General features: G+C 48.7%; 15 protein-coding genes. 11 read left to right on the top strand and 4 right to left on the bottom strand.

The window, feature by feature from the left end; all coding sequences use genetic code 11:
* The first annotated feature begins 108 nt into the window (after nt 1–108).
* The 5 genes from OOK74_RS09035 to deoD all read left to right on the top strand — a co-directional run bounded on the left by OOK74_RS09035 (nt 109) and on the right by deoD (nt 6,050).
* Nucleotides 109–1,365 carry a NupC/NupG family nucleoside CNT transporter gene (locus OOK74_RS09035; RefSeq protein ID WP_274722780.1) on the top strand — a complete coding sequence of 419 codons (1,257 nt, stop codon included), beginning with the start codon at nt 109–111 and terminating at the stop codon, nt 1,363–1,365.
* 425 nt (nt 1,366–1,790) lie between these two features.
* A complete protein-coding gene (gene deoC / locus OOK74_RS09030; protein WP_274722779.1) occupies nt 1,791–2,570 on the top strand; it encodes a deoxyribose-phosphate aldolase in 780 nt (259 codons plus the stop codon).
* An 87-nt stretch (nt 2,571–2,657) separates the two neighbouring features.
* Complete coding sequence (deoA, locus tag OOK74_RS09025; RefSeq protein WP_278182636.1) at nt 2,658–4,004, top strand: thymidine phosphorylase; 1,347 nt, start codon at nt 2,658–2,660, stop codon at nt 4,002–4,004.
* A 19-nt stretch (nt 4,005–4,023) separates the two neighbouring features.
* Entirely contained in the window at nt 4,024–5,244 is a 1,221-nt protein-coding gene (locus OOK74_RS09020; RefSeq protein ID WP_274722777.1) for a phosphopentomutase, read from the top strand.
* An 80-nt stretch (nt 5,245–5,324) separates the two neighbouring features.
* On the top strand, nt 5,325–6,050 hold the full coding sequence (deoD, locus tag OOK74_RS09015) for a purine-nucleoside phosphorylase (protein ID WP_166014436.1): 726 nt from the start codon (nt 5,325–5,327) through the stop codon (nt 6,048–6,050).
* Nucleotides 6,051–6,165: 115 nt separating this feature from the next.
* Here deoD and OOK74_RS09010 read toward each other — a convergent pair whose 3' ends face one another.
* Entirely contained in the window at nt 6,166–6,789 is a 624-nt protein-coding gene (locus OOK74_RS09010; RefSeq protein WP_166014437.1) for a YtjB family periplasmic protein, read from the bottom strand.
* Nucleotides 6,790–6,891: 102 nt separating this feature from the next.
* On the opposite strand from OOK74_RS09010, the gene serB reads away from it, so the two are divergent.
* On the top strand, nt 6,892–7,884 hold the full coding sequence (gene serB / locus OOK74_RS09005) for a phosphoserine phosphatase (RefSeq protein WP_278182635.1): 993 nt from the start codon (nt 6,892–6,894) through the stop codon (nt 7,882–7,884).
* Between the two features lie 87 nt (nt 7,885–7,971).
* On the opposite strand, the gene OOK74_RS09000 is transcribed toward serB, so the two are convergent.
* Nucleotides 7,972–10,314 (bottom strand): PilZ domain-containing protein, encoded by a 2,343-nt coding sequence (locus OOK74_RS09000; protein WP_278182634.1) that lies wholly within the window; start codon nt 10,312–10,314, stop codon nt 7,972–7,974.
* Between the two features lie 128 nt (nt 10,315–10,442).
* Here OOK74_RS09000 and radA point away from each other — a divergent pair, with 128 nt between their 5' ends.
* On the top strand, nt 10,443–11,819 hold the full coding sequence (gene radA, locus OOK74_RS08995; RefSeq protein WP_278183264.1) for a DNA repair protein RadA: 1,377 nt from the start codon (nt 10,443–10,445) through the stop codon (nt 11,817–11,819).
* A 314-nt stretch (nt 11,820–12,133) separates the two neighbouring features.
* Complete coding sequence (fusA, locus tag OOK74_RS08990) at nt 12,134–14,221, top strand: elongation factor G (protein ID WP_274722774.1); 2,088 nt, start codon at nt 12,134–12,136, stop codon at nt 14,219–14,221.
* A 113-nt stretch (nt 14,222–14,334) separates the two neighbouring features.
* Here the strand turns inward: fusA and murQ are convergent, their stop codons facing one another.
* Nucleotides 14,335–15,261, bottom strand: coding sequence for an N-acetylmuramic acid 6-phosphate etherase (gene murQ, locus OOK74_RS08985; RefSeq protein ID WP_277208051.1), 927 nt, complete (start codon nt 15,259–15,261; stop codon nt 14,335–14,337).
* A gap of 17 nt (nt 15,262–15,278) precedes the next feature.
* Nucleotides 15,279–16,409 (bottom strand): anhydro-N-acetylmuramic acid kinase, encoded by a 1,131-nt coding sequence (locus tag OOK74_RS08980; protein ID WP_278182633.1) that lies wholly within the window; start codon nt 16,407–16,409, stop codon nt 15,279–15,281.
* A 105-nt stretch (nt 16,410–16,514) separates the two neighbouring features.
* Here OOK74_RS08980 and nagZ point away from each other — a divergent pair, with 105 nt between their 5' ends.
* The 3 genes from nagZ to tyrA all read left to right on the top strand — a co-directional run bounded on the left by nagZ (nt 16,515) and on the right by tyrA (nt 19,922).
* Entirely contained in the window at nt 16,515–17,504 is a 990-nt protein-coding gene (nagZ, locus tag OOK74_RS08975; protein ID WP_278182632.1) for a beta-N-acetylhexosaminidase, read from the top strand.
* Nucleotides 17,505–17,708: 204 nt separating this feature from the next.
* Entirely contained in the window at nt 17,709–18,782 is a 1,074-nt protein-coding gene (locus OOK74_RS08970) for a 3-deoxy-7-phosphoheptulonate synthase (protein ID WP_278182631.1), read from the top strand.
* Between the two features lie 12 nt (nt 18,783–18,794).
* Nucleotides 18,795–19,922 (top strand): bifunctional chorismate mutase/prephenate dehydrogenase, encoded by a 1,128-nt coding sequence (gene tyrA / locus OOK74_RS08965; RefSeq protein WP_278182630.1) that lies wholly within the window; start codon nt 18,795–18,797, stop codon nt 19,920–19,922.
* Nucleotides 19,923–19,954 lie beyond the last annotated feature (32 nt).

Raw genomic sequence — 19,954 nt, 5'->3', positions numbered from 1 at the left:
TGTGAGTCTGGCATTACTTTCCCCCAGTGCCCATGGGTATAATTGCCCCCGCTTAATCGCTCCATTTTGTCACACGCCAACATTAAACTAATAAGGAAGTCATAAACCATGAGCCTGTTTATGAGCCTAATCGGCATGGCAGTTCTGCTGGGAATCGCAGTACTTCTGTCAAGTAACCGTAAAGCTATCAATTTAAGAACCGTGGGTGGCGCTTTCGCTATCCAATTTTCACTGGGTGCATTCATTTTGTATGTTCCTTGGGGCCAAGAGCTACTACGTGGCTTCTCGGATGCCGTCTCTAACGTCATTAACTACGGTAACGATGGTACTTCGTTCCTGTTTGGCGGACTGGTATCAGGCAAGATGTTTGAAGTGTTTGGCGGCGGCGGCTTTATTTTCGCATTCCGCGTATTGCCAACGCTGATCTTCTTCTCTGCGCTGATCTCTGTTTTGTACTACTTGGGTGTGATGCAGTGGGTTATTCGCATTCTGGGTGGTGGTTTGCAAAAAGCCCTCGGCACTTCACGCGCAGAATCAATGTCTGCAGCAGCGAACATTTTCGTTGGTCAAACCGAAGCACCATTAGTGGTGCGTCCATTTGTACCAAAAATGACTCAGTCTGAGCTGTTTGCGGTGATGTGTGGTGGTTTGGCTTCTATCGCTGGTGGTGTACTGGCGGGCTACGCTTCTATGGGCGTTAAGATTGAATACTTGGTTGCGGCGTCATTCATGGCGGCTCCAGGTGGTTTGCTGTTTGCAAAACTGATCATGCCAGAAACTGAAAAGCCACTCGAAAACGAAGATGTGGTAATGGATGGTGGTGATAACAAACCAGCTAACGTTATCGATGCTGCGGCAGGCGGTGCTTCTGCTGGTCTGCAACTGGCGCTGAACGTGGGTGCGATGCTGATTGCCTTCATTGGTCTGATTGCTCTGATCAACGGTATGCTAGGTGGCGTGGGTGGCTGGTTCGGCATGCCTGAGCTGCGATTAGAAATGCTGTTAGGTTGGGTGTTTGCGCCACTAGCGTTCCTGATCGGTGTGCCTTGGAATGAAGCAACTGTAGCGGGTGAGTTTATCGGTCTGAAAACCGTGGCTAACGAATTTGTTGCTTACTCGCAGTTTGCTCCTTATCTGACTGATGCTGCACCAGCGGTGCTGTCAGAAAAAACCAAAGCGATCATTTCGTTTGCTCTGTGTGGTTTTGCTAACCTGTCTTCTATCGCAATCCTATTGGGTGGTCTGGGTAGCCTGGCGCCTAAGCGTCGTGGTGATATCGCACGCATGGGTGTTAAAGCGGTTATTGCTGGTACGCTGTCTAACCTGATGGCGGCGACTATCGCTGGTTTCTTCCTCTCTTTCTAATCATTAGAGATAGAGTTTAGAGCAACAATGCGATAGACACGTTTAAAAACACCCCGTAGCAAGTGATTGCTGCGGGGTGTTTTATTTGTGGGCTAGCTCGATGGCGATTTCACCTATCACTGGTGAGTTTTCGAACTTAGACCATTATTCAACAATGGGTTAGCGTAAAATATTGGCCCATTTTTTTTGAGATGCAAACCGTTTGCTCCTCGCGTATCACTACCGTCTAGCCGCAAACCTCTATACTGTAGTGATGGCGATACAACCGGTGACCCAAACGGGTACTGTGCGGTGACAAGGATTGCAATTGGTGCTTGAGCACCAAGTCTTCAAGGAACCAAGTCCGTTTATTTGTGGCTGTTTAGCGAACCAAGAATCGACTAAGCAGTAAAATAGATGACTATATTGATCGGAGATAGAGAGAAATGAGCGAATTGAAAGTAGCAGCTCTACGTGCACTTAAACTGATGGATCTGACGACCCTGAATGACGATGATACCGATGCCAAAGTGATCCAACTTTGTCGTGACGCGAAAAGTCCAGTCGGCAATACCGCCGCCATCTGTATTTATCCTCGCTTCATTCCGATTGCTAAGAAGACACTGCGTGAACAAGGCACGCCTGAGGTCCGTATCGCGACAGTGACTAATTTTCCACACGGTAATGATGATATTGAGATTGCAGTAGCTGAAACCAAAGCAGCGGTGGCTTACGGCGCTGATGAGGTGGATGTGGTATTCCCTTATCGTGCGCTTATGGCTGGCAATCCACAAGTGGGTTTTGAGCTGGTGAAACAGTGCAAAGCGGCTTGTGGTGAGCGGGTGCTGCTGAAAGTGATCATCGAAACCGGTGAGCTGCAACAAGCTGCGCTGATCAAACAAGCATCGCAAATTTGTATTGAAGCGGGTGCGGATTTTATCAAAACCTCAACCGGTAAAGTCCCTGTCAATGCGACACCAGAATATGCTCGCCTGATGCTGGAAGTGATCCGCGATATGGGCGTTGCGAAAACGGTAGGTTTTAAGCCGGCTGGCGGGGTACGCACTGCACAAGATGCCCAACAATATCTGGCGATGGCCGATGAGATTCTCGGTAGCGATTGGGCCGATAGCCGTCATTACCGGTTTGGTGCTTCCAGCCTACTTACCAACCTTCTGAATACATTAGAAGTCACAGACCAAAAGGCCGATCCTGCCGCTTACTAATATTCACTGTGTCTGATGGCAGCGCGAGTCTTCGCGCTGCTTTACCTCTTTACACTACGCAGTTTCATTTGGAACTGGGAGGCGACTATGTATTCATCGCAAACAAAATATTTACCTCAAGAAATCATCCGCAGAAAACGTGATGGTGAAATCCTCACTAATGAGGAGATCCAATTTTTCATTCAAGGTGTCGCCAGTAATACCGTTTCGGAAGGGCAAATTGCGGCCTTTGCGATGGCGATTTTCTTCCGTGAAATGACCATGCCAGAGCGGATTGCACTGACCTGTGCGATGCGCGATTCCGGGATGGTGATCGACTGGCGGCCGATGCACTTTGATGGCCCTGTCGTCGATAAACACTCAACCGGTGGTGTAGGGGATGTGACCTCATTGATGCTTGGCCCAATGGTGGCAGCCTGTGGTGGCTATGTACCGATGATTTCTGGGCGTGGTTTGGGTCATACCGGCGGCACGCTGGATAAATTGGAAGCGATCCCCGGTTATAACATCACGCCAAGTAATGAGCTATTTGGCCACGTCACTAAACAAGCTGGAGTGGCGATCATCGGTCAAACCGGTGATTTGGCGCCTGCGGACAAACGAGTATATGCCACACGTGATATTACCGCCACGGTCGATAACATCTCGCTGATCACCGCTTCAATTCTTGCGAAGAAATTGGCTGCTGGGCTCGATTCATTAGTCATGGATGTCAAAGTGGGCTCTGGCGCGTTTATGCCTACTTATGCTGCCTCTGAAGAGTTAGCCAAATCGATTGTCGCGGTCGCCAATGGTGCTGGTACCCACACCACCGCGATTTTAACCGATATGAACCAAGTGCTGGCTTCTTCTGCGGGTAACGCCGTTGAAGTGCGTGAAGCGGTACGTTTCCTGACGGGCGAATACCGTAACCCTCGCTTGCTGGACGTTACCATGGCGTCGTGTGCGGAAATGCTGGTACTTGGCAAATTAGCCAAAGACACCACACAAGCGCGTGACAAGCTGCAAGCTGTGCTGGATAACGGTCAAGCGGCCGAGCGCTTTGGCAAAATGGTGGCAGGCCTTGGTGGCCCAAGCGATTTTGTCGAGAACTACGATAACTACCTCGCCAAAGCTGAGATTGTGCGTCCGGTATACGCGCAGCAGTCCGGTATTATTTCTGCGATGGATACTCGTGCGATTGGTATGGCAGTGGTCGCTATGGGCGGCGGTCGCTGGGTCGCGAGTGATCAGATTGATTACGCGGTCGGTTTTGACCAATTTATCCGTCTGGGTGAAATCGCTGACCCTCATAAACCTTTAGCCATCATCCATGCACGCGATGAACAGCAGTGGCAACAAGCGGCTAATGCGTTACATAGTGCGATCAAAGTGGGCGGTGATTATGTGCCAACACCGGATGTTTACCGTCAAATTCGTGCGCAAGACGTGTAACCACGGGGAGAAGTGAACAATGAAAAGAGCTTTTATTTTAGTATTAGATTCCTTTGGGATTGGCGCGACAGCAGATGCAAGCGCATTTGGTGATGTGGGGGCGGATACCCTAGGCCATATTGCCGATCACTGTGCGCAAGGACTGGCCGATAACGCCCAGCGTACCGGTGCCTTACAGCTGCCAAACTTGTCTAAACTCGGTTTAGCTATGGCGCATAAAGAATCGACAGGACGTTTTGCCGCAGGGCTGGATCAGCGTGCTGATATCATGGGTGCTTATGCTCATGCGGCGGAACTCTCTTCCGGCAAAGATACCCCATCCGGTCACTGGGAAATTGCTGGTGTGCCTGTATTGTTTGAATGGGGCTACTTTAGCGATAAGCAAAATAGCTTTCCAAAAGAGCTAACCGATCGCATTTTAGCCCGGGCAGGACTGGATGGCTTTTTAGGCAACTGCCACGCCTCAGGGACACAAGTGCTGGATGAGTTGGGCGAACAGCACATGCGCACTGGTCAGCCGATTTTCTACACCTCAGCCGATTCAGTATTCCAAATCGCCTGTCATGAAGAGACGTTCGGTTTATCGCGTCTGCTTGAGCTATGCCAAATCGCCCGTGAAGAGCTGGCGGATTATAATATTGGTCGTGTGATTGCGCGTCCATTTATTGGGACGGGTAAGGGGCAATTTACCCGCACTGGCAATCGACGCGATCTGTCGCTTGAACCACCTGCGGCGACGGTGCTGCAAAAGCTGGTCGAAGAGAAGCAAGGCCGCGTGGTGTCGATTGGTAAAATTGCCGATATCTACGCGAACTGCGGCATCACCGATAAAGTGAAAGCGACGGGTATTCCTGCCCTGTTTGATGCGACCTTGGAGCAGATCACACAAGCGGGTGATAACACTATCGTGTTCACCAACTTCGTTGACTTCGATTCTGCTTATGGTCACCGCCGTGACGTGGGGGGTTATGCTGCGGCATTGGAGTATTTTGATCAGCGTCTGCCGCAAGTGTTGGCGCTAATGCAGGAGCAGGACATTTTGATCCTCACCGCCGATCATGGCTGCGACCCAACATGGCCGGGAACCGACCATACTCGTGAACATATTCCGGTATTGGTGTATGGCAAGCAAGTTGCGCCGGGTTCGTTAGGCCGCCGTGACACCTTTGCTGACATTGGGCAAACGCTCGCCAGCTACTTTGGCATTTCGCCAATGGATTACGGTAAAAAACTTTTCTAACACGCATATTCAAGGGCTAAATTTAGCCGTTGGGTTTTGTTAATGATGGCTGATAGCCAACAAACCAAAGGAACGAAAACATGGCAACTCCACATATTAATGCGCAAATGGGCGATTTCGCTGACGTAGTATTGATGCCGGGTGATCCACTGCGCGCCAAATACATTGCAGAAAAATTCCTTGATGATGTGGTTCAAGTGTGTGACGTGCGTAATATGTTCGGTTACACCGGTACTTATCAAGGACGTAAGATCTCTGTGATGGGACACGGGATGGGTATCCCATCATGCTCAATCTATGTGACTGAATTGATCAAAGACTTTGGCGTGAAGAAGATCATTCGCGTCGGCAGTTGTGGTGCGGTGAATGAAGGGATCAAACTACGTGATGTGGTGATCGGCATGGGCGCGTGTACTGACTCTAAAGTAAACCGCATTCGCTTTAAAGATCATGATTTTGCTGCGATTGCTGACTACAAGATGGTTAAGGCCGCGGAAGAAGCCGCCAAAGCCCGTGGGATTGAGGTTAAAGTCGGTAATCTATTCTCGGCTGAATTATTCTATACGCCTGATCCATCGATGTTTGATGTGATGGATAAATACGGCATCGTCGGCGTAGAAATGGAAGCTGCGGGGATTTACGGTGTGGCGGCAGAATATGGCGCGAAAGCTCTGACTATCTGCACCGTGTCTGATCACATTAAAACCGGTGAGCAAACCACTTCTCAAGAGCGTCAAAATACCTTTAATGAAATGATTGAAATCGCGCTGGATTCAGTGTTGATTGGCGATCAAGCGGGTTATTAATCACTGCTCTGATTTAGCCTGAACTATAAAAAACCTCAGTGCCAACTGAGGTTTTTTTATTTATGATCACGCTTGCTTGGCAGTGATCATTTGCAGAGGGTACTAACGTCGCGTGTTACTCATCCAATGAGGGTTCTGTTTGCTGGAGCAATAGATTTTCACCGGTTGGATTTTTGGCTTTACGGCGCAGCAGTAAGGTGAGCAAAACTCCGCTGACAAAACTCATCAATAGCATCCAATACATATTGTGATCACTTTTACGATAGTGATGGTCAGAAATCGCCGTCACTTTACCAGTTTCAAAACTGATCCGCACAAAACCAATCACACTACCATCGTGGATCACTGGCTCGACCAACTGTTGACGACCAATACTCGCCGTATGCAGTGGGGTATCTAAACCGAGCACCTCACGCACACTTAACGCGGCATCACTGGCGGCAAATAACACACCTTCTGAGTCATAAATTGAGGCATCAAACACTAGTCGTTCGGTAGCTAATTGGTTAGTAAGTGCTAATAGACGCTCTTGATCTTGATCGACAATCATGCTGCTGGCCGAAAGAGCCGCTTGTGTGATCAACACTTTAGTCAGGGTTTCCAGTTGGTTGGCTTGAATGCGCTCATTACCTTTACTGATCACCACACTATTTTGAATCGTGATCACAAACATCACTGCAATTGCGAGCATTGTGGTAATACGCGCCACCAGGCGAAATGAAAAAAGTGAACCATCCATGCGGAAACACACCTGCAAAAAAACAACTGCGCTCAGTTTGAGACTTGCGTTTTTAAATTGCAATAGGGTAACGTCTGGCTGTACCGAATAAGGAAAGTCGACATGGATGCTTTAACAATGTTACCCATCAAAAAACACCCTTCGCTGCTTAAGCGTTTCCCTGCTACGCGTGGGGTCAATCCGTTAGCGAAACATCGCGCCAGTTGGATTGTCTATGGCCATTACCTCACTCCCGCTCAGTTTGCCGATATGGATTTCTTTACCGAGCGTTCTGACGCCATTTTAGCCTTGTGGCAAGTGGGTGGTTATCAGGTGGCTTTAATGGCTGGAGAGCTGACGTCTGAGCATGAAACCATTTTGCAAGCTCTGGAGTTGGATTATGCGCGGATCCAAGATGTCCCAGATTTGAGCAAACCCGGTTTGATGGTATTGGATATGGATTCGACCGCGATCCAAATTGAATGTATTGATGAAATTGCCAAACTCGCGGGGGTGGGCGAAGAAGTGGCGCAAGTGACCGAACGCGCGATGCAAGGTGAGCTCGATTTTGAGCAAAGTTTGCGTTTGCGCGTGAGTAAACTTAAAGGTGCGCCAGAAGAGATTTTAAGCCAAGTGCGCGCAACGCTGCCTTTGATGCCAGAGTTGCCAGAGCTGGTGGCTACGCTGCATGCGCTAGGCTGGAAAGTAGCGATTGCTTCAGGGGGCTTCACCTATTTTTCTGATCATCTAAAAGCGGAGTTGTCACTCGATTATGCCAAGTCCAATCAACTGGAAATTATCGATGGTAAACTGACGGGTCAAGTGTTGGGTGAGGTGGTGGGGGCGCAAACTAAAGCGGATATTCTGCGCGCTCTGGCGCTGCAATACGATATCGAAATGCATAATACGGTTGCGGTTGGCGATGGTGCTAACGATTTGCTGATGATGGCTGCGGCAGGACTGGGGGTGGCATTTCATGCCAAACCGAAAGTTGAAGCACAAGCGCAAACCGCGGTGCGTTTTGCCGGATTAGGCGGTGTGCTGTGTATTCTTTCTGCGGCGTTAATTGGCCAGCAAAAGCTGAGTTGGCAAGCCAAACCAAAAACGCACCTGTAACCCAATTCCGGCCAAACCCGCCAAGCGTTTGATTACGCTCGCTTGGCGGGTTTTTGGGTTCCAACGGTCAATGGATACACGATTGGCTTAGCGGGTTAGCTCAAGGCGGATCAGCACTTCCTCGGTAATATCGACAATTTCGCCATAGCCCACTTGTGCCAACATCTCTTTTTCTAGACTTTTGGCATGCGCTGGGCTGATGGTGGCCAGCTCGTTCAAATCACTGCGCAACAAATTGGTGATGGGGGCAAATACTGGAACGCCACTGATCCTGAGTACATAGAGTTCTCCCATTGTCTGCCCTTGGCGAATGAAGCGGATCCGCTCGCCGGTATCATTAAAATCACTGAGTAAGCGTGATTCGATGGATTGAATTTGGGTCCCATACTTCACTATGCTCAAGTAAATTTCGCGGTATTGAGGCTCTGCTCCTTCAATCCGTTTCATCGGCGTTGCGAGTAGTGAATTAGTGTGGCCTTTAAAAATCGGCTGCAAGGTAATTCGCTGCTCACTGCTTAATTGAGCGAGTAGGTTGAGATAAGCTGGTAATGGGTAATTGACCCCAATCACTTTCGGCTTGAGGTTGCTAGCCACTTTTTCGACAAAAAATGGAGTGCTTACCATCTTATCTAGCAGGATGTTATGCAGGCTTTCGAGTAGTGGGTTGCTAGGCAGTATTTCCTCTTTTTTCAATAGTTTGTCTTGGTTGCATTCAATGATGCTATTGAAAAAGGCGATGGTTTTTATCGTTTGAACACTCTCTTGAATCACTAACTGTAAGCTACGCCCTGTCGGATCGATGCGCACCACTTGGTAAGGGGTATTACCCAGTGGCAGCGTTTTGTCATACAGCTTGAGCTCAAGATAATCGACCCAAACTTGATCATTGGCTTTGACCGCTAAGGGGGCCTCTAATTGCAGGCTTAAGCCCCGTTTGGATAGATCGACGGTCGCTCCTGTGACACTGTGTGTGCCGTTACTCACTTGCACTGGGGTTCGAAAGCGATAACGCGGCTCTTTACGCCGCGAACGAGCGTCAAAGTAGATGCCCATCGGATTACCCATCACTTGGCGAGGATGGCGAAAATCATTGAGCGCACCAGTGGCCAGATTCGGTTTGTCGGCCAGCAGGTAATCATGGCCAGTCTCACTATTACCAATTTCTTGCAACACGCCACAGTGGGTTAAAGCGCTAGAGTGATCGGCAAGCTCACTCGAATGTTGTGCTAAGGCTTGTCTTTCTTGATCGGATAACTCAAATACAAATAAGCGAAACGCTCGCCAACTGTCGCGCTTGGCTCCGATATGCCAAAACAGCTTACGTTGTTCTTGGCTGGCCTCAGGCATCAGCATCGAAAAAAACAGCGTTTTATGTTGATGCTCATGTTTAAATGCATAGAGCACATTATTGCTGCCACGCACGCCTGGAGCGGCTAAGTACGCCATACGTTCTGGTTTGAATAACGAGCCGAGTGCCTGTTGATTCCGTTCGTCATGCCAATATTGCCAAATCGGCCGATTATTTTCGGTCAGTAGTGCCAGTTTGAGCTCGTTGTGACTAAAAAACAGCGGCAAGTTACTGGTGTGTTTGAGGTACATATGCTCATAACCGCGAGTGCGTGCTCGGATGATTTTATCTTGATTGTCATGGCGTGCTTTTTGAGTATTGGTTTGAATCGCCTCCTCAATCACTTGTTCAATCACATCGCTATTATTGAGTTTTAGCACGCGCAAAAATTTAACCGCATCACTGTCATGGGCTTCATCAATACCGAGAATACGATATTCAAGACCTTGCTGCAGCCCAGTCACCATCGAGGCGCTATGCAGTTCAGCAAAGTAGATTTGAATAATTTCGCCAAGCTTGTAGTCAAAGGCGGCAGGGACTTTTAATTTGGCTCCGGAAGGCGAGAGATCGACACTTAAGCCATGGATCAACTGTTCGTTTGGTAATCGAATCTCAATTTGGGTAGCGATCTTTAAGCGATTTTCTTGACGCTTGAGGTCGTAGCCGAGTTTGAGTGGTTCAACCTCAAAGCTGGTATCTTTCGGCTGGTCATTTTTCGGTGCCAATTTGCCTTGCTGCTTCATGACTCGAAAATTATTGCGCGTGTTATTAACCGCTTCCCATACTCCCTCTGTATAGCCGCCAAATTTCTTCATATTTTTATGGTAGGCGTTGAACGCGACATCATCGAGCCAATGCTGGCGATTATCGAACGCATACTCCCGACATTCACCTTGCACCTTGCCGCGTAAATCAATGCTTTTGCTGCAAGGAGCCATTAGGCGGTTCAGCTCCATTTTCACCAATAACTTGGTGGATGGCGGTTGTCCATCGGTCATATGAGTTAAAAGCTTATCGAGTTCACCAGAATGGTAAACCGAGATAAGCCTTTCCGCGAGAGAGAGAATTTCGATTTGCTGCATACTTTTCTGTTAAAGTGTCTTCTATTGTGATGCATCGGCGGTCAGTGACATTTCTTTAGCGATATGTGGTTGCGATGCCTTTTTGTTAAAGTATTACGCTTGATCAGTGAGTGCAAGTTCGAGGATGAATAGTGAAAGCAAAACGCGCCTATGTATGTAACGAATGTGGTGCGGATTTCCCGCGTTGGCAAGGGCAGTGTAACGCCTGTGGTACATGGAATTCGATCTCGGAAGTGCGTCTTGCCGCTTCACCACAGGTTGTGCGTAATGAACGGCTCTCGGGGTATGCCGGTGCTCTTGAAGCCAAAGTACAAACCTTGGCGGATATTGATTTGCAAGAGGTGCCTCGCTTTAGCAGTGGTTTTAAAGAGCTGGATCGCGTGCTCGGTGGCGGTATTGTGCCCGGGGCGGCGATTTTGATTGGCGGCAGTCCTGGTGCAGGTAAATCGACATTACTGCTGCAAACCATGTGTTTACTTTCCGAACAGATGCCAACCCTATATGTCACTGGTGAAGAGTCACTGCAACAGGTGGCGCTGCGTGCAGCGCGGCTTGGCTTGCCGAAACAGCATCTAAAAATGCTCTCAGAAACCAATGTAGATCGCATTTGCCAAATCGCAGAGCAAGAAAAGCCACGCATTATGGTGATCGATTCCATTCAAGTTATGCATATGGCGGATGTGCAATCCTCGCCGGGGAGTGTGGCGCAGGTGCGTGAATCGGCCACAGCACTCACTCGCTATGCCAAACAGAATAATGTGGCGGTGTTTATCGTTGGTCATGTAACCAAAGACGGCACGCTAGCTGGGCCTAAAGTGCTGGAGCACATTATTGATTGCTCGATTTTACTGGATGGTGATACCGATAGCCGCTTTCGTACCCTGCGTAGCCATAAAAACCGCTTTGGGGCGGTGAATGAGCTGGGGGTGTTTGCCATGACCGGACAAGGGATGCGCGAAGTGAGTAACCCTTCGGCGATTTTCCTATCTCGCGGAGAGGAAGCCACCTCCGGTAGTTCGGTGATGGTGGTTTGGGAAGGTACTCGCCCGCTGTTAGTGGAAATTCAAGCGTTGGTCGATTACTCACAGTTGGCCAATCCAAGACGTGTGGCGGTCGGTTTAGAGCAAAACCGCTTGTCTTTATTGTTGGCAGTGCTGCATAAACACGGTGGTTTGCAGATGGCGGATCAAGATGTGTTTGTCAATGTGGTCGGTGGGGTTAAAGTCACCGAAACCAGTGCCGATTTAGCGTTATTGATGGCGCTGCTCTCCAGTTTTCGCGATCGACCTTTGCCTAAAGATGTGGTGATTTTTGGTGAAGTGGGCTTGGCTGGTGAAATTCGGCCAGTTCCCAGTGGCCAAGAGCGGCTCAATGAAGCCTTTAAACATGGTTTTAAGAAAGCGATTGTGCCGATTGCCAATTTACCCAAAGGTGGTGTAGCGGGAATGCAAATTCATGGCGTTAAGAAACTGGCGGATGCGATTGCTGCTTTTGATGAGTTGTAATCCTAAGCTAGTGCGGCTAAAAAAATCTGCTTGGAACCTCGCGAGTCGTGGGCGGATCACCTATAGTTTGTCTGCGACAGGCGATAGTTAATGGCACCTTAAAGATTTGCAGTTGTAGTGGGTAGCGGCGCGGTTTACACAGCATAAATCGAAGAGTTTTGCTCGGTGGATGAGCGTCAGCGCACTCGCGACTAAGCGATGATTTCAAGTCGGTTAAGGATATTTTTTATCAGCAGGTGTAAGCAAGGGTATCAGTCTTGACAGATTGTGATATACTCTGCGCGCACTTTATACCTTATTAACAGAGTAAGACAATGGCAGATTTATCATTATACAGAAACATTGGTATCTTCGCGCACGTTGACGCGGGTAAAACCACTACCACTGAGCGTATCCTGAAGCTGACTGGTAAAATCCACCGTCTGGGCGAAGTACATGACGGCGCTTCAACGATGGACTTCATGGAACAAGAAGCTGAGCGTGGTATCACTATCCAGTCTGCTGCGACTACCTGTTTCTGGAAAGGTCACCGTTTTAACGTAATCGACACCCCGGGACACGTTGACTTCACAGTTGAAGTTTACCGTTCTCTGAAAGTTCTTGACGGTGGTATCGGTGTATTCTGTGGTTCTGGCGGTGTTGAACCTCAGTCAGAAACTAACTGGCGTTACGCGAACGATTCAGAAGTATCTCGTCTGATCTTCGTAAACAAACTAGACCGTATGGGTGCTGACTTCTTCCGTGTTGTTGAACAAGTGAAGAAAGTTCTTGGCGCAAACCCACTGGTTATGACTCTACCTATCGGCCGCGAAGATGAATTCGTTGGTGTGGTTGATGTTCTAACTCGTCAAGCGTTCGTATGGGATGACTCAGGTCTTCCAGAAAACTTCGAAATCAAAGAAGTTCCAGCAGACATGGTTGATCAGGTAGAAGAATACCGTGAAATGATGATCGAAACTGCTGTTGAGCAAGATGACGAGCTGATGATGGCTTACATGGAAGGCGAAGAGCCAACTGTTGAGCAAATCAAAGCATGTATCCGTAAAGGTACTCGTGATCTCGCGTTCTTCCCAACTTTCTGTGGTTCTGCATTCAAAAACAAAGGTATGCAGCTTGTACTTGACGCAGTAGTTGATTACCTACCTTCTCCAACAGAAGTAGAACCTCAACCACTGACTGATCCAGCAACTGGTGAGCCGACTGGCGAAGTAGCAACAGTATCTGTTGATGCGCCTCTAAAAGCGCTTGCGTTCAAGATCATGGATGACCGTTTTGGTGCCCTGACCTTCGTTCGTATCTACTCAGGTAAGATTAAGAAGGGTGATACCATTCTTAACAGTGCAACTGGTAAAACTGAGCGTGTTGGCCGTATGGTTGAGATGCACGCAAACGACCGTAACGAGCTAGAATCTGCACAAGCAGGTGACATCATTGCGATCGTTGGTATGAAGAACGTTCAAACTGGTCACACTCTATGTGATCCTAAGCACGAATGTACTCTTGAGCCTATGATTTTCCCAACCCCAGTTATCTCTATCGCTGTTAAGCCTAAAGATAAGAACGGTTCTGAGAAAATGGGTATCGCGATCGGTAAAATGGTTGCAGAAGATCCATCATTCCAAGTTGAGACTGACGAAGATTCAGGCGAAACCATTCTGAAAGGTATGGGCGAACTTCACCTAGACATCAAAGTAGACATCCTTAAGCGTACTTACGGTGTTGAACTTGAAGTGGGTGCTCCTCAAGTTGCTTACCGTGAAACTATCACTAAAGCAGTTGAAGATAGCTACACGCATAAGAAACAGTCTGGTGGTTCAGGCCAATTCGGTAAGATTGATTACCGTATCAAGCCAGGAGAGCAAAACTCTGGTTTCACCTTCAAGTCAACGGTAGTTGGTGGTAACGTTCCTAAGGAATTCTGGCCAGCAGTTGAGAAAGGCTTCAAGTCTATGATGGATACCGGTACTCTTGCTGGCTTCCCTGTACTTGACGTTGAAGTTGAACTGTTCGACGGTGGCTTCCACGCAGTTGACTCATCTGCAATCGCATTTGAAATCGCAGCGAAAGGCGCATTCCGTCAGTCAATTCCAAAAGCGGCTCCTCAGCTTCTTGAACCAATCATGAAAGTGGATGTGTTCACTCCTGAAGATCACGTTGGTGACGTTATCGGTGACTTGAACCGTCGTCGTGGCATGATCAAAGACCAAGAAATGGGTCTGACAGGTGTGCGTGTTAAAGCTGACGTTCCACTATCTGAGATGTTCGGTTACATCGGTTCTCTACGTACAATGACTTCTGGTCGTGGTCAGTTCTCTATGGAGTTCTCTCACTACTCAGCATGTCCAAACAACGTAGCTGAACAAGTAATTGCTGAAGTTAAAGAGCGTAACGCGAAGAAGTAATTCTTTGTTTTAAAGCTTTAAAAAGCCCCGTAAGTGAAAGCTTACGGGGCTTTGTTGTTTTGGCGAGTGCCGTGACAAACGGTTAATCACTGAGCCGTGATATATTCGGTGAGTTACGACTGTGTATGCTGCTGTACTGCGCGGCGTAAGAATCCTTCCGACTGGCAAAGCTTGGCAGCTGCCTGTTGATAGCTCATACCGGTTAAATACATCAAAATTGCTAGCTTAGCGTTATTGCCACTCTGTTCAAGTAGTGTTTCCGCTTCATGGCGTTGGCAGTCGGTGGCTTGCATCACAATCCGGATCGCTCTGGCAATCAGTTTGCGATTACTTGCCCGCACATCGACCATTAAGTTTTGATAGCTTTTGCCAAGCCGGATCATGCTGGCCGTGGTCAGCATATTGAGTACCAGTTTTTGTGCGCTACCCGACTTGAGACGAGTTGAACCGGATAATGCTTCAGGTCCCACTACCGGCGAAATCGCGATTTGGGCAATTTCCGCAATCGGTGAATCTGGGTTACACGAGAGAGCAATGGTGGTTGCCCCGATATGATTGGCGTATTCTAAAGCACCCAGCACATAAGGGGTACGGCCACTGGCTGCGATACCGACCAATACATCTTGGGCACTAAAGCGGATCTGCTGTAAATCATATACGCCAAGGGTTGGGTTATCTTCCGCACCTTCTTGCGCAGTAAACATCGCCTCTTTACCTCCGGCAATCAGACCGATCACCATCTGGTCGCTGACCCCAAACGTTGGAGGACACTCTGAGGCATCTAATACACCAAGCCGGCCACTCGTTCCCGCGCCAAGATAAACCAAGCGCCCACCTTGTTTAAAGGCGGCAGTAATTTTATCGACCGCTTGAGCAATTTGTGGCAGCACCGCTTCTACCGCAAGTGGGACCTGTTTATCTTGCTGATTGAGGCGTTCGACAATCTCTTGGGCCGAGAGCAAGTCGATATCCATCGTATCTGGATTGCGTTGTTCGGAAACCAAATGAGATAGGGCGGCGATAAGAGCATCGTTAGTCATAACAATTCCTGTAGCGATTAATCAGGGTAGTAAATCACACCAAGGCTAGCATGGCGTGATGCGCCGGTCACACTCGGTAAATTACTTGGTAAATTATGGATCCGTCGCTGAGCCAGCCAAGCAAAAGCCATCGCTTCCATATTATCACCATCAACCCCCATTTGCGTGGTTGGAGCCACCTGCCAATTGGGCAGTAAAGCTTGCAGGCGTTCCATTAACAGTGGGTTCTGCGCGCCGCCACCACAGACCAGCAATTGTGGCTGTATACCTGCGGCAAATGGGTTGACTTGTTCGGCAATGGTTTGTGCTGTGAACTCACATAGCGTACGTTGTACATCGGTTGCATTAACCGTATTGGCTGAATGCATTGAAAATTTGCTCAGCTTCGCTTGCAACCAAGGTAGATTAAACCGCTCACGGCCTGTGCTTTTCGGCGCTGGTAAAGCAAAGTAATGGTCTTGTTTTAACTGAGTCAGCAAAGCATGATTGGTTTGGCCTTGTTTGGCCCATTTGGCATCTTGATCATAGGCTTGGTTATGTTGTTGCAAGATCCAACTATCCATCAAAATATTACCGGGGCCAGTATCGTAGCCGATCACTTCACCATTCGGTTTAAGCACCGAAATATTAGCAATTCCCCCGATATTGAGTACCACCACAGTCGATTGTGCCGCATGAAAAATGGTGCGGTGAAACGCGGGGACTAACGGGGCGCCTTGTCCACCAAGGGCGATATCTTTGCGTCGAAAATCGGCCACGGTCGTGATGCCAGTACGTGCGGCGATGATATTGGCATCTCCGATCTGCAGGGTAAAAGGTTTCGCTCCAGTCGGTTGATGGAACACGGTTTGCCCATGACAGCCAATCGCTCGGATCTGGGCGGAGTGATAACCACTGTGCTCAAGCAAAGCCAGCACCGCATCACTGAACAGATGACCGAGATCGTGCTCTAACTCACCCATCGTAATCAAAGTGGTGGGTTGGCCGATACAGATACTGAGTAGCCGCTGTTTGAGGCTGACTGGCATCGGATAATCATGGTGGGCGAGCAGTGTAATATGATCGCCTTGTAGGGCAACCAATGCGGTATCAACGCCATCCAAACTGGTTCCTGACATCACTCCAATGTAGAGCTCGCTTTCCGCCATCTGATCCGCCTCTTGTGATATTCAAACAAAGGCATTGTAATTGAAAAATAAACTGAATAACCTCGTGGTTTGTGACAATTTTGCCAAATTTTTCAAGGAGCAAACATGGGACCACTTTGGTTGGATGTCGCCGGTTATGAACTGAGTGGCGAAGATCGCGAAATTCTACAGCATCCGACGGTAGGCGGGGTGATCCTGTTTGGCCGTAACTATCATGACAATCAGCAACTGTTAGCGCTCAATCATGCGATTCGCAAGGCCGCCAAACGGCCGATTTTGATTGGTGTTGATCAAGAAGGTGGGCGTGTACAGCGTTTTCGCCAAGGTTTTAGCCGTATTCCTGCTGCTCAATTTTATGCTCGGGCAGATAATGGCGTTGAATTAGCGGAGCAAGGCGGTTGGTTAATGGCTGCAGAGTTGATTGCCCATGATGTGGATTTGAGCTTCGCACCAGTACTCGATATGGGATTTGCCTGCCAAGCCATCGGTAGTCGATCTTTTGGTGAAGATGTGACAACGGTGCTCAAGCATAGCAGTGCTTATCTACGTGGTATGCAAGCGGTTGGCATGGCCACCACCGGTAAACATTTCCCGGGGCATGGAGCGGTAGTGGCCGATTCGCATCTGGAGACGCCTTACGATGAGCGTGAAACGATTGCACAAGATATGGCGATTTTCCGAGCTCAGATTGAAGCGGGGGTACTCGACGCGATGATGCCGGCGCATGTGGTCTATCCACATTATGATCCACAGCCTGCCAGTGGTTCGAGTTACTGGTTAAAGCAAGTGTTACGTCAAGAACTCGGTTTTAAAGGCATTGTTTTTTCAGATGATCTGAGCATGGAAGGTGCGGCAGTGATGGGCGGGCCTGTCGAGCGTGCTCAGCAAGCGTTGCTGGCGGGCTGTGACATGATTTTGCTGTGTAATCAACGCCAAGCGGCGATTTCAGTATTGGATAATTTACCGATTATTGACGTACCGCAAGCCGAAAGCTTGCTGAAAAAGCAGCAGTTCAGTTATCGCGAATTGCAGCGTTCCGAGCGTTGGCGGCAGGCGGCCAATAATATGCAGCGTCTCATTGAGCAATTTAGTTGATGACAAGCCAGCGGGTTATTTATCCCCTTACGAGTTGAATCCAGCCTCGTGTTAGTGATCTCTAAAGAATTGTAAATTTAAATTTACAATTATTGTTGTGTTAAATTTACACTTGCAATGTTTTTAAAGCCTGTTAACGTGTTTTCTGTTGAGTTTTTCGACATGCTATCGATGGTGTGTAAATAATAAATTACAGGAAATGCGATGAAGAGAAGTGAATTGAGCGATGTCAATATCAGTGATGAACAGATCTTGCTCACCCCTGAGGCTTTAAAGAGCAAAATTCCGCTGAGCGATGCCGCGCGCGATTTTATTCGTCAATCACGCCAGACGGTGGCGAATATTATCCATAAGCGCGATCCACGTTTGTTGATTGTATGTGGTCCTTGCTCAATTCATGATATTGATGCGGCCAAAGAGTACGCGCAGAAACTCAAAGCGCTGTCTGCTGAGTTGAGTGATCAGCTTTACATTGTCATGCGGGTCTATTTTGAAAAACCGCGTACCACAGTCGGCTGGAAAGGCTTGATTAATGATCCGCATCTGGATGGCAGCTTTGATATTGAGCATGGATTGCATGTTGGGCGTCAGCTGTTAGTGGATTTAGCGGAAATGGGCATTCCGCTTGCCACCGAAGCGCTCGATCCGATTAGCCCACAATATTTGGCGGATACGTTTAGCTGGGCGGCGATTGGCGCACGTACCACTGAGTCGCAAACTCACCGCGAAATGGCCAGTGGTCTTTCGATGCCGATCGGTTTTAAAAATGGCACTGATGGTAATTTAGCCACTGCAATCAATGCGATGCAAGCCGCCTCATCCAGTCACCGTTTTATGGGGATTAACCGCGCAGGCCAAGTGGCACTGCTCACCACCCAAGGTAATCCTAATGGGCATGTCATTTTACGCGGCGGCAAACAGACCAATTATGATTCGGTATCGGTGGCGGAATGTGAGCAAGAGATGCTGCAACAGGGGCTAGCACCATCATTAATGGTGGATTGCAGTCATGCCAATTCACGTAAAGATTATCGCCGTCAGCCTTTGGTGGCGGAAGATGTGATCCATCAGATCCGTGAAGGTAACCGCTCGATTATTGGCTTGATGATTGAGAGCCATCTCAATGCGGGGAATCAGTCGTCTGACTTGGCACGTGATCAAATGCAATATGGTGTATCCATCACTGATGGTTGTATCAGTTGGTCGGCCACCGAAGCGCTGCTGCGTCATGCTCATCAGGAGCTGATCCCGTTTTTGCACAACCGCTTACAACCATAACAAGGATAGAATATGGCATTAGAGTTGGATCAGTTGCGAGAGCAAATTGATCAAGTTGATCGGCAAATGGTTGAGCTACTCGCTCGCCGTTTAGCCTTGGTTGAACAAGTCGGCGAGGTGAAAAGCCGCGCAGGTTTGCCGATTTATGCCCCGGATCGGGAAGCCGCGATGCTGGCTTCACGCCGAGCCGAAGCGCAAAGCAAAGGGGTGCCACCACAACTGATCGAAGATATTTTGCGCCGCACCATGCGTGAATCTTATGCCAGTGAAAAGGATGCGGGTTTTAAATGCCTCAACCCTAAGCTGCGTTCGGTGGTGATCATCGGCGGTCATGGTCAACTTGGCCGCTTGTTTGGACGAATGTTTAAACTCTCTGGCTATCAAGTCAAAGTGTTAGGCAGCCAAGATTGGCATAAGGCCGATCAGTTACTGCACGATGCCGGATTAGTGATGGTTACGGTACCGATCCACTTAACGCTTGGTGTGATTGGAAAGCTCGGCCAACTACCGGCAGATTGCATTTTGTGCGATTTAACCTCGATCAAAGCCAAACCGCTCGCAGCGATGCTGCAAGTGCATGCTGGGCCAGTGGTGGGGTTACACCCGATGTTTGGTCCAGATGTGCCAAGTTTGGCTAAACAGGTGGTGGTCCATTGCGATGGAAGAGGGGCTGAACATTACCAATGGTTGCTTCAGCAGTTGGCGATTTGGGGAGCCAGTTTGTGCCCAATTGATGCGGCAGAACACGATCAAGGTATGACGTTGATCCAAGCGCTGCGTCACTTTACTTCTTTTGCTTATGGGCTACATCTGCGTAAAGAAAACCCGAATTTGGCGCAATTGCTTAAGTTGAGCTCACCGATTTATCGTTTAGAGCTGGCGATGGTGGGACGCTTATTCGGGCAAGATCCGCATTTATATGGCGATATTATCCTCTCATCCGCCGATAATATTGCGATGATCCAGCGTTTTCAGCGCAGTTTATCTGAGGCGGTAGAGTTGGTCAGCATGGGGGATAAGGCGAGTTTTGTCGAACAGTTTGCGCGAGTTAGCCAGTGGTTTGGTGACTATTCCCAGCAGTTTATGCACGAAAGCCAGCATCTGCTCAAGCAAGCTAATGACACACTCCAGCGCACTTAGCCGACCGGCAAGTGCGATTGGCGGTGGCAAAA

It is taken from the genome of Vibrio misgurnus (assembly GCF_029635775.1).
GTDB classification, from domain to species: Bacteria; Pseudomonadota; Gammaproteobacteria; order Enterobacterales; family Vibrionaceae; genus Vibrio; species Vibrio chanodichtyis.
The sequence above is the reverse complement of the archived record's forward strand: the minus strand, read 5'-3'. Positions and strand labels throughout refer to the sequence as shown.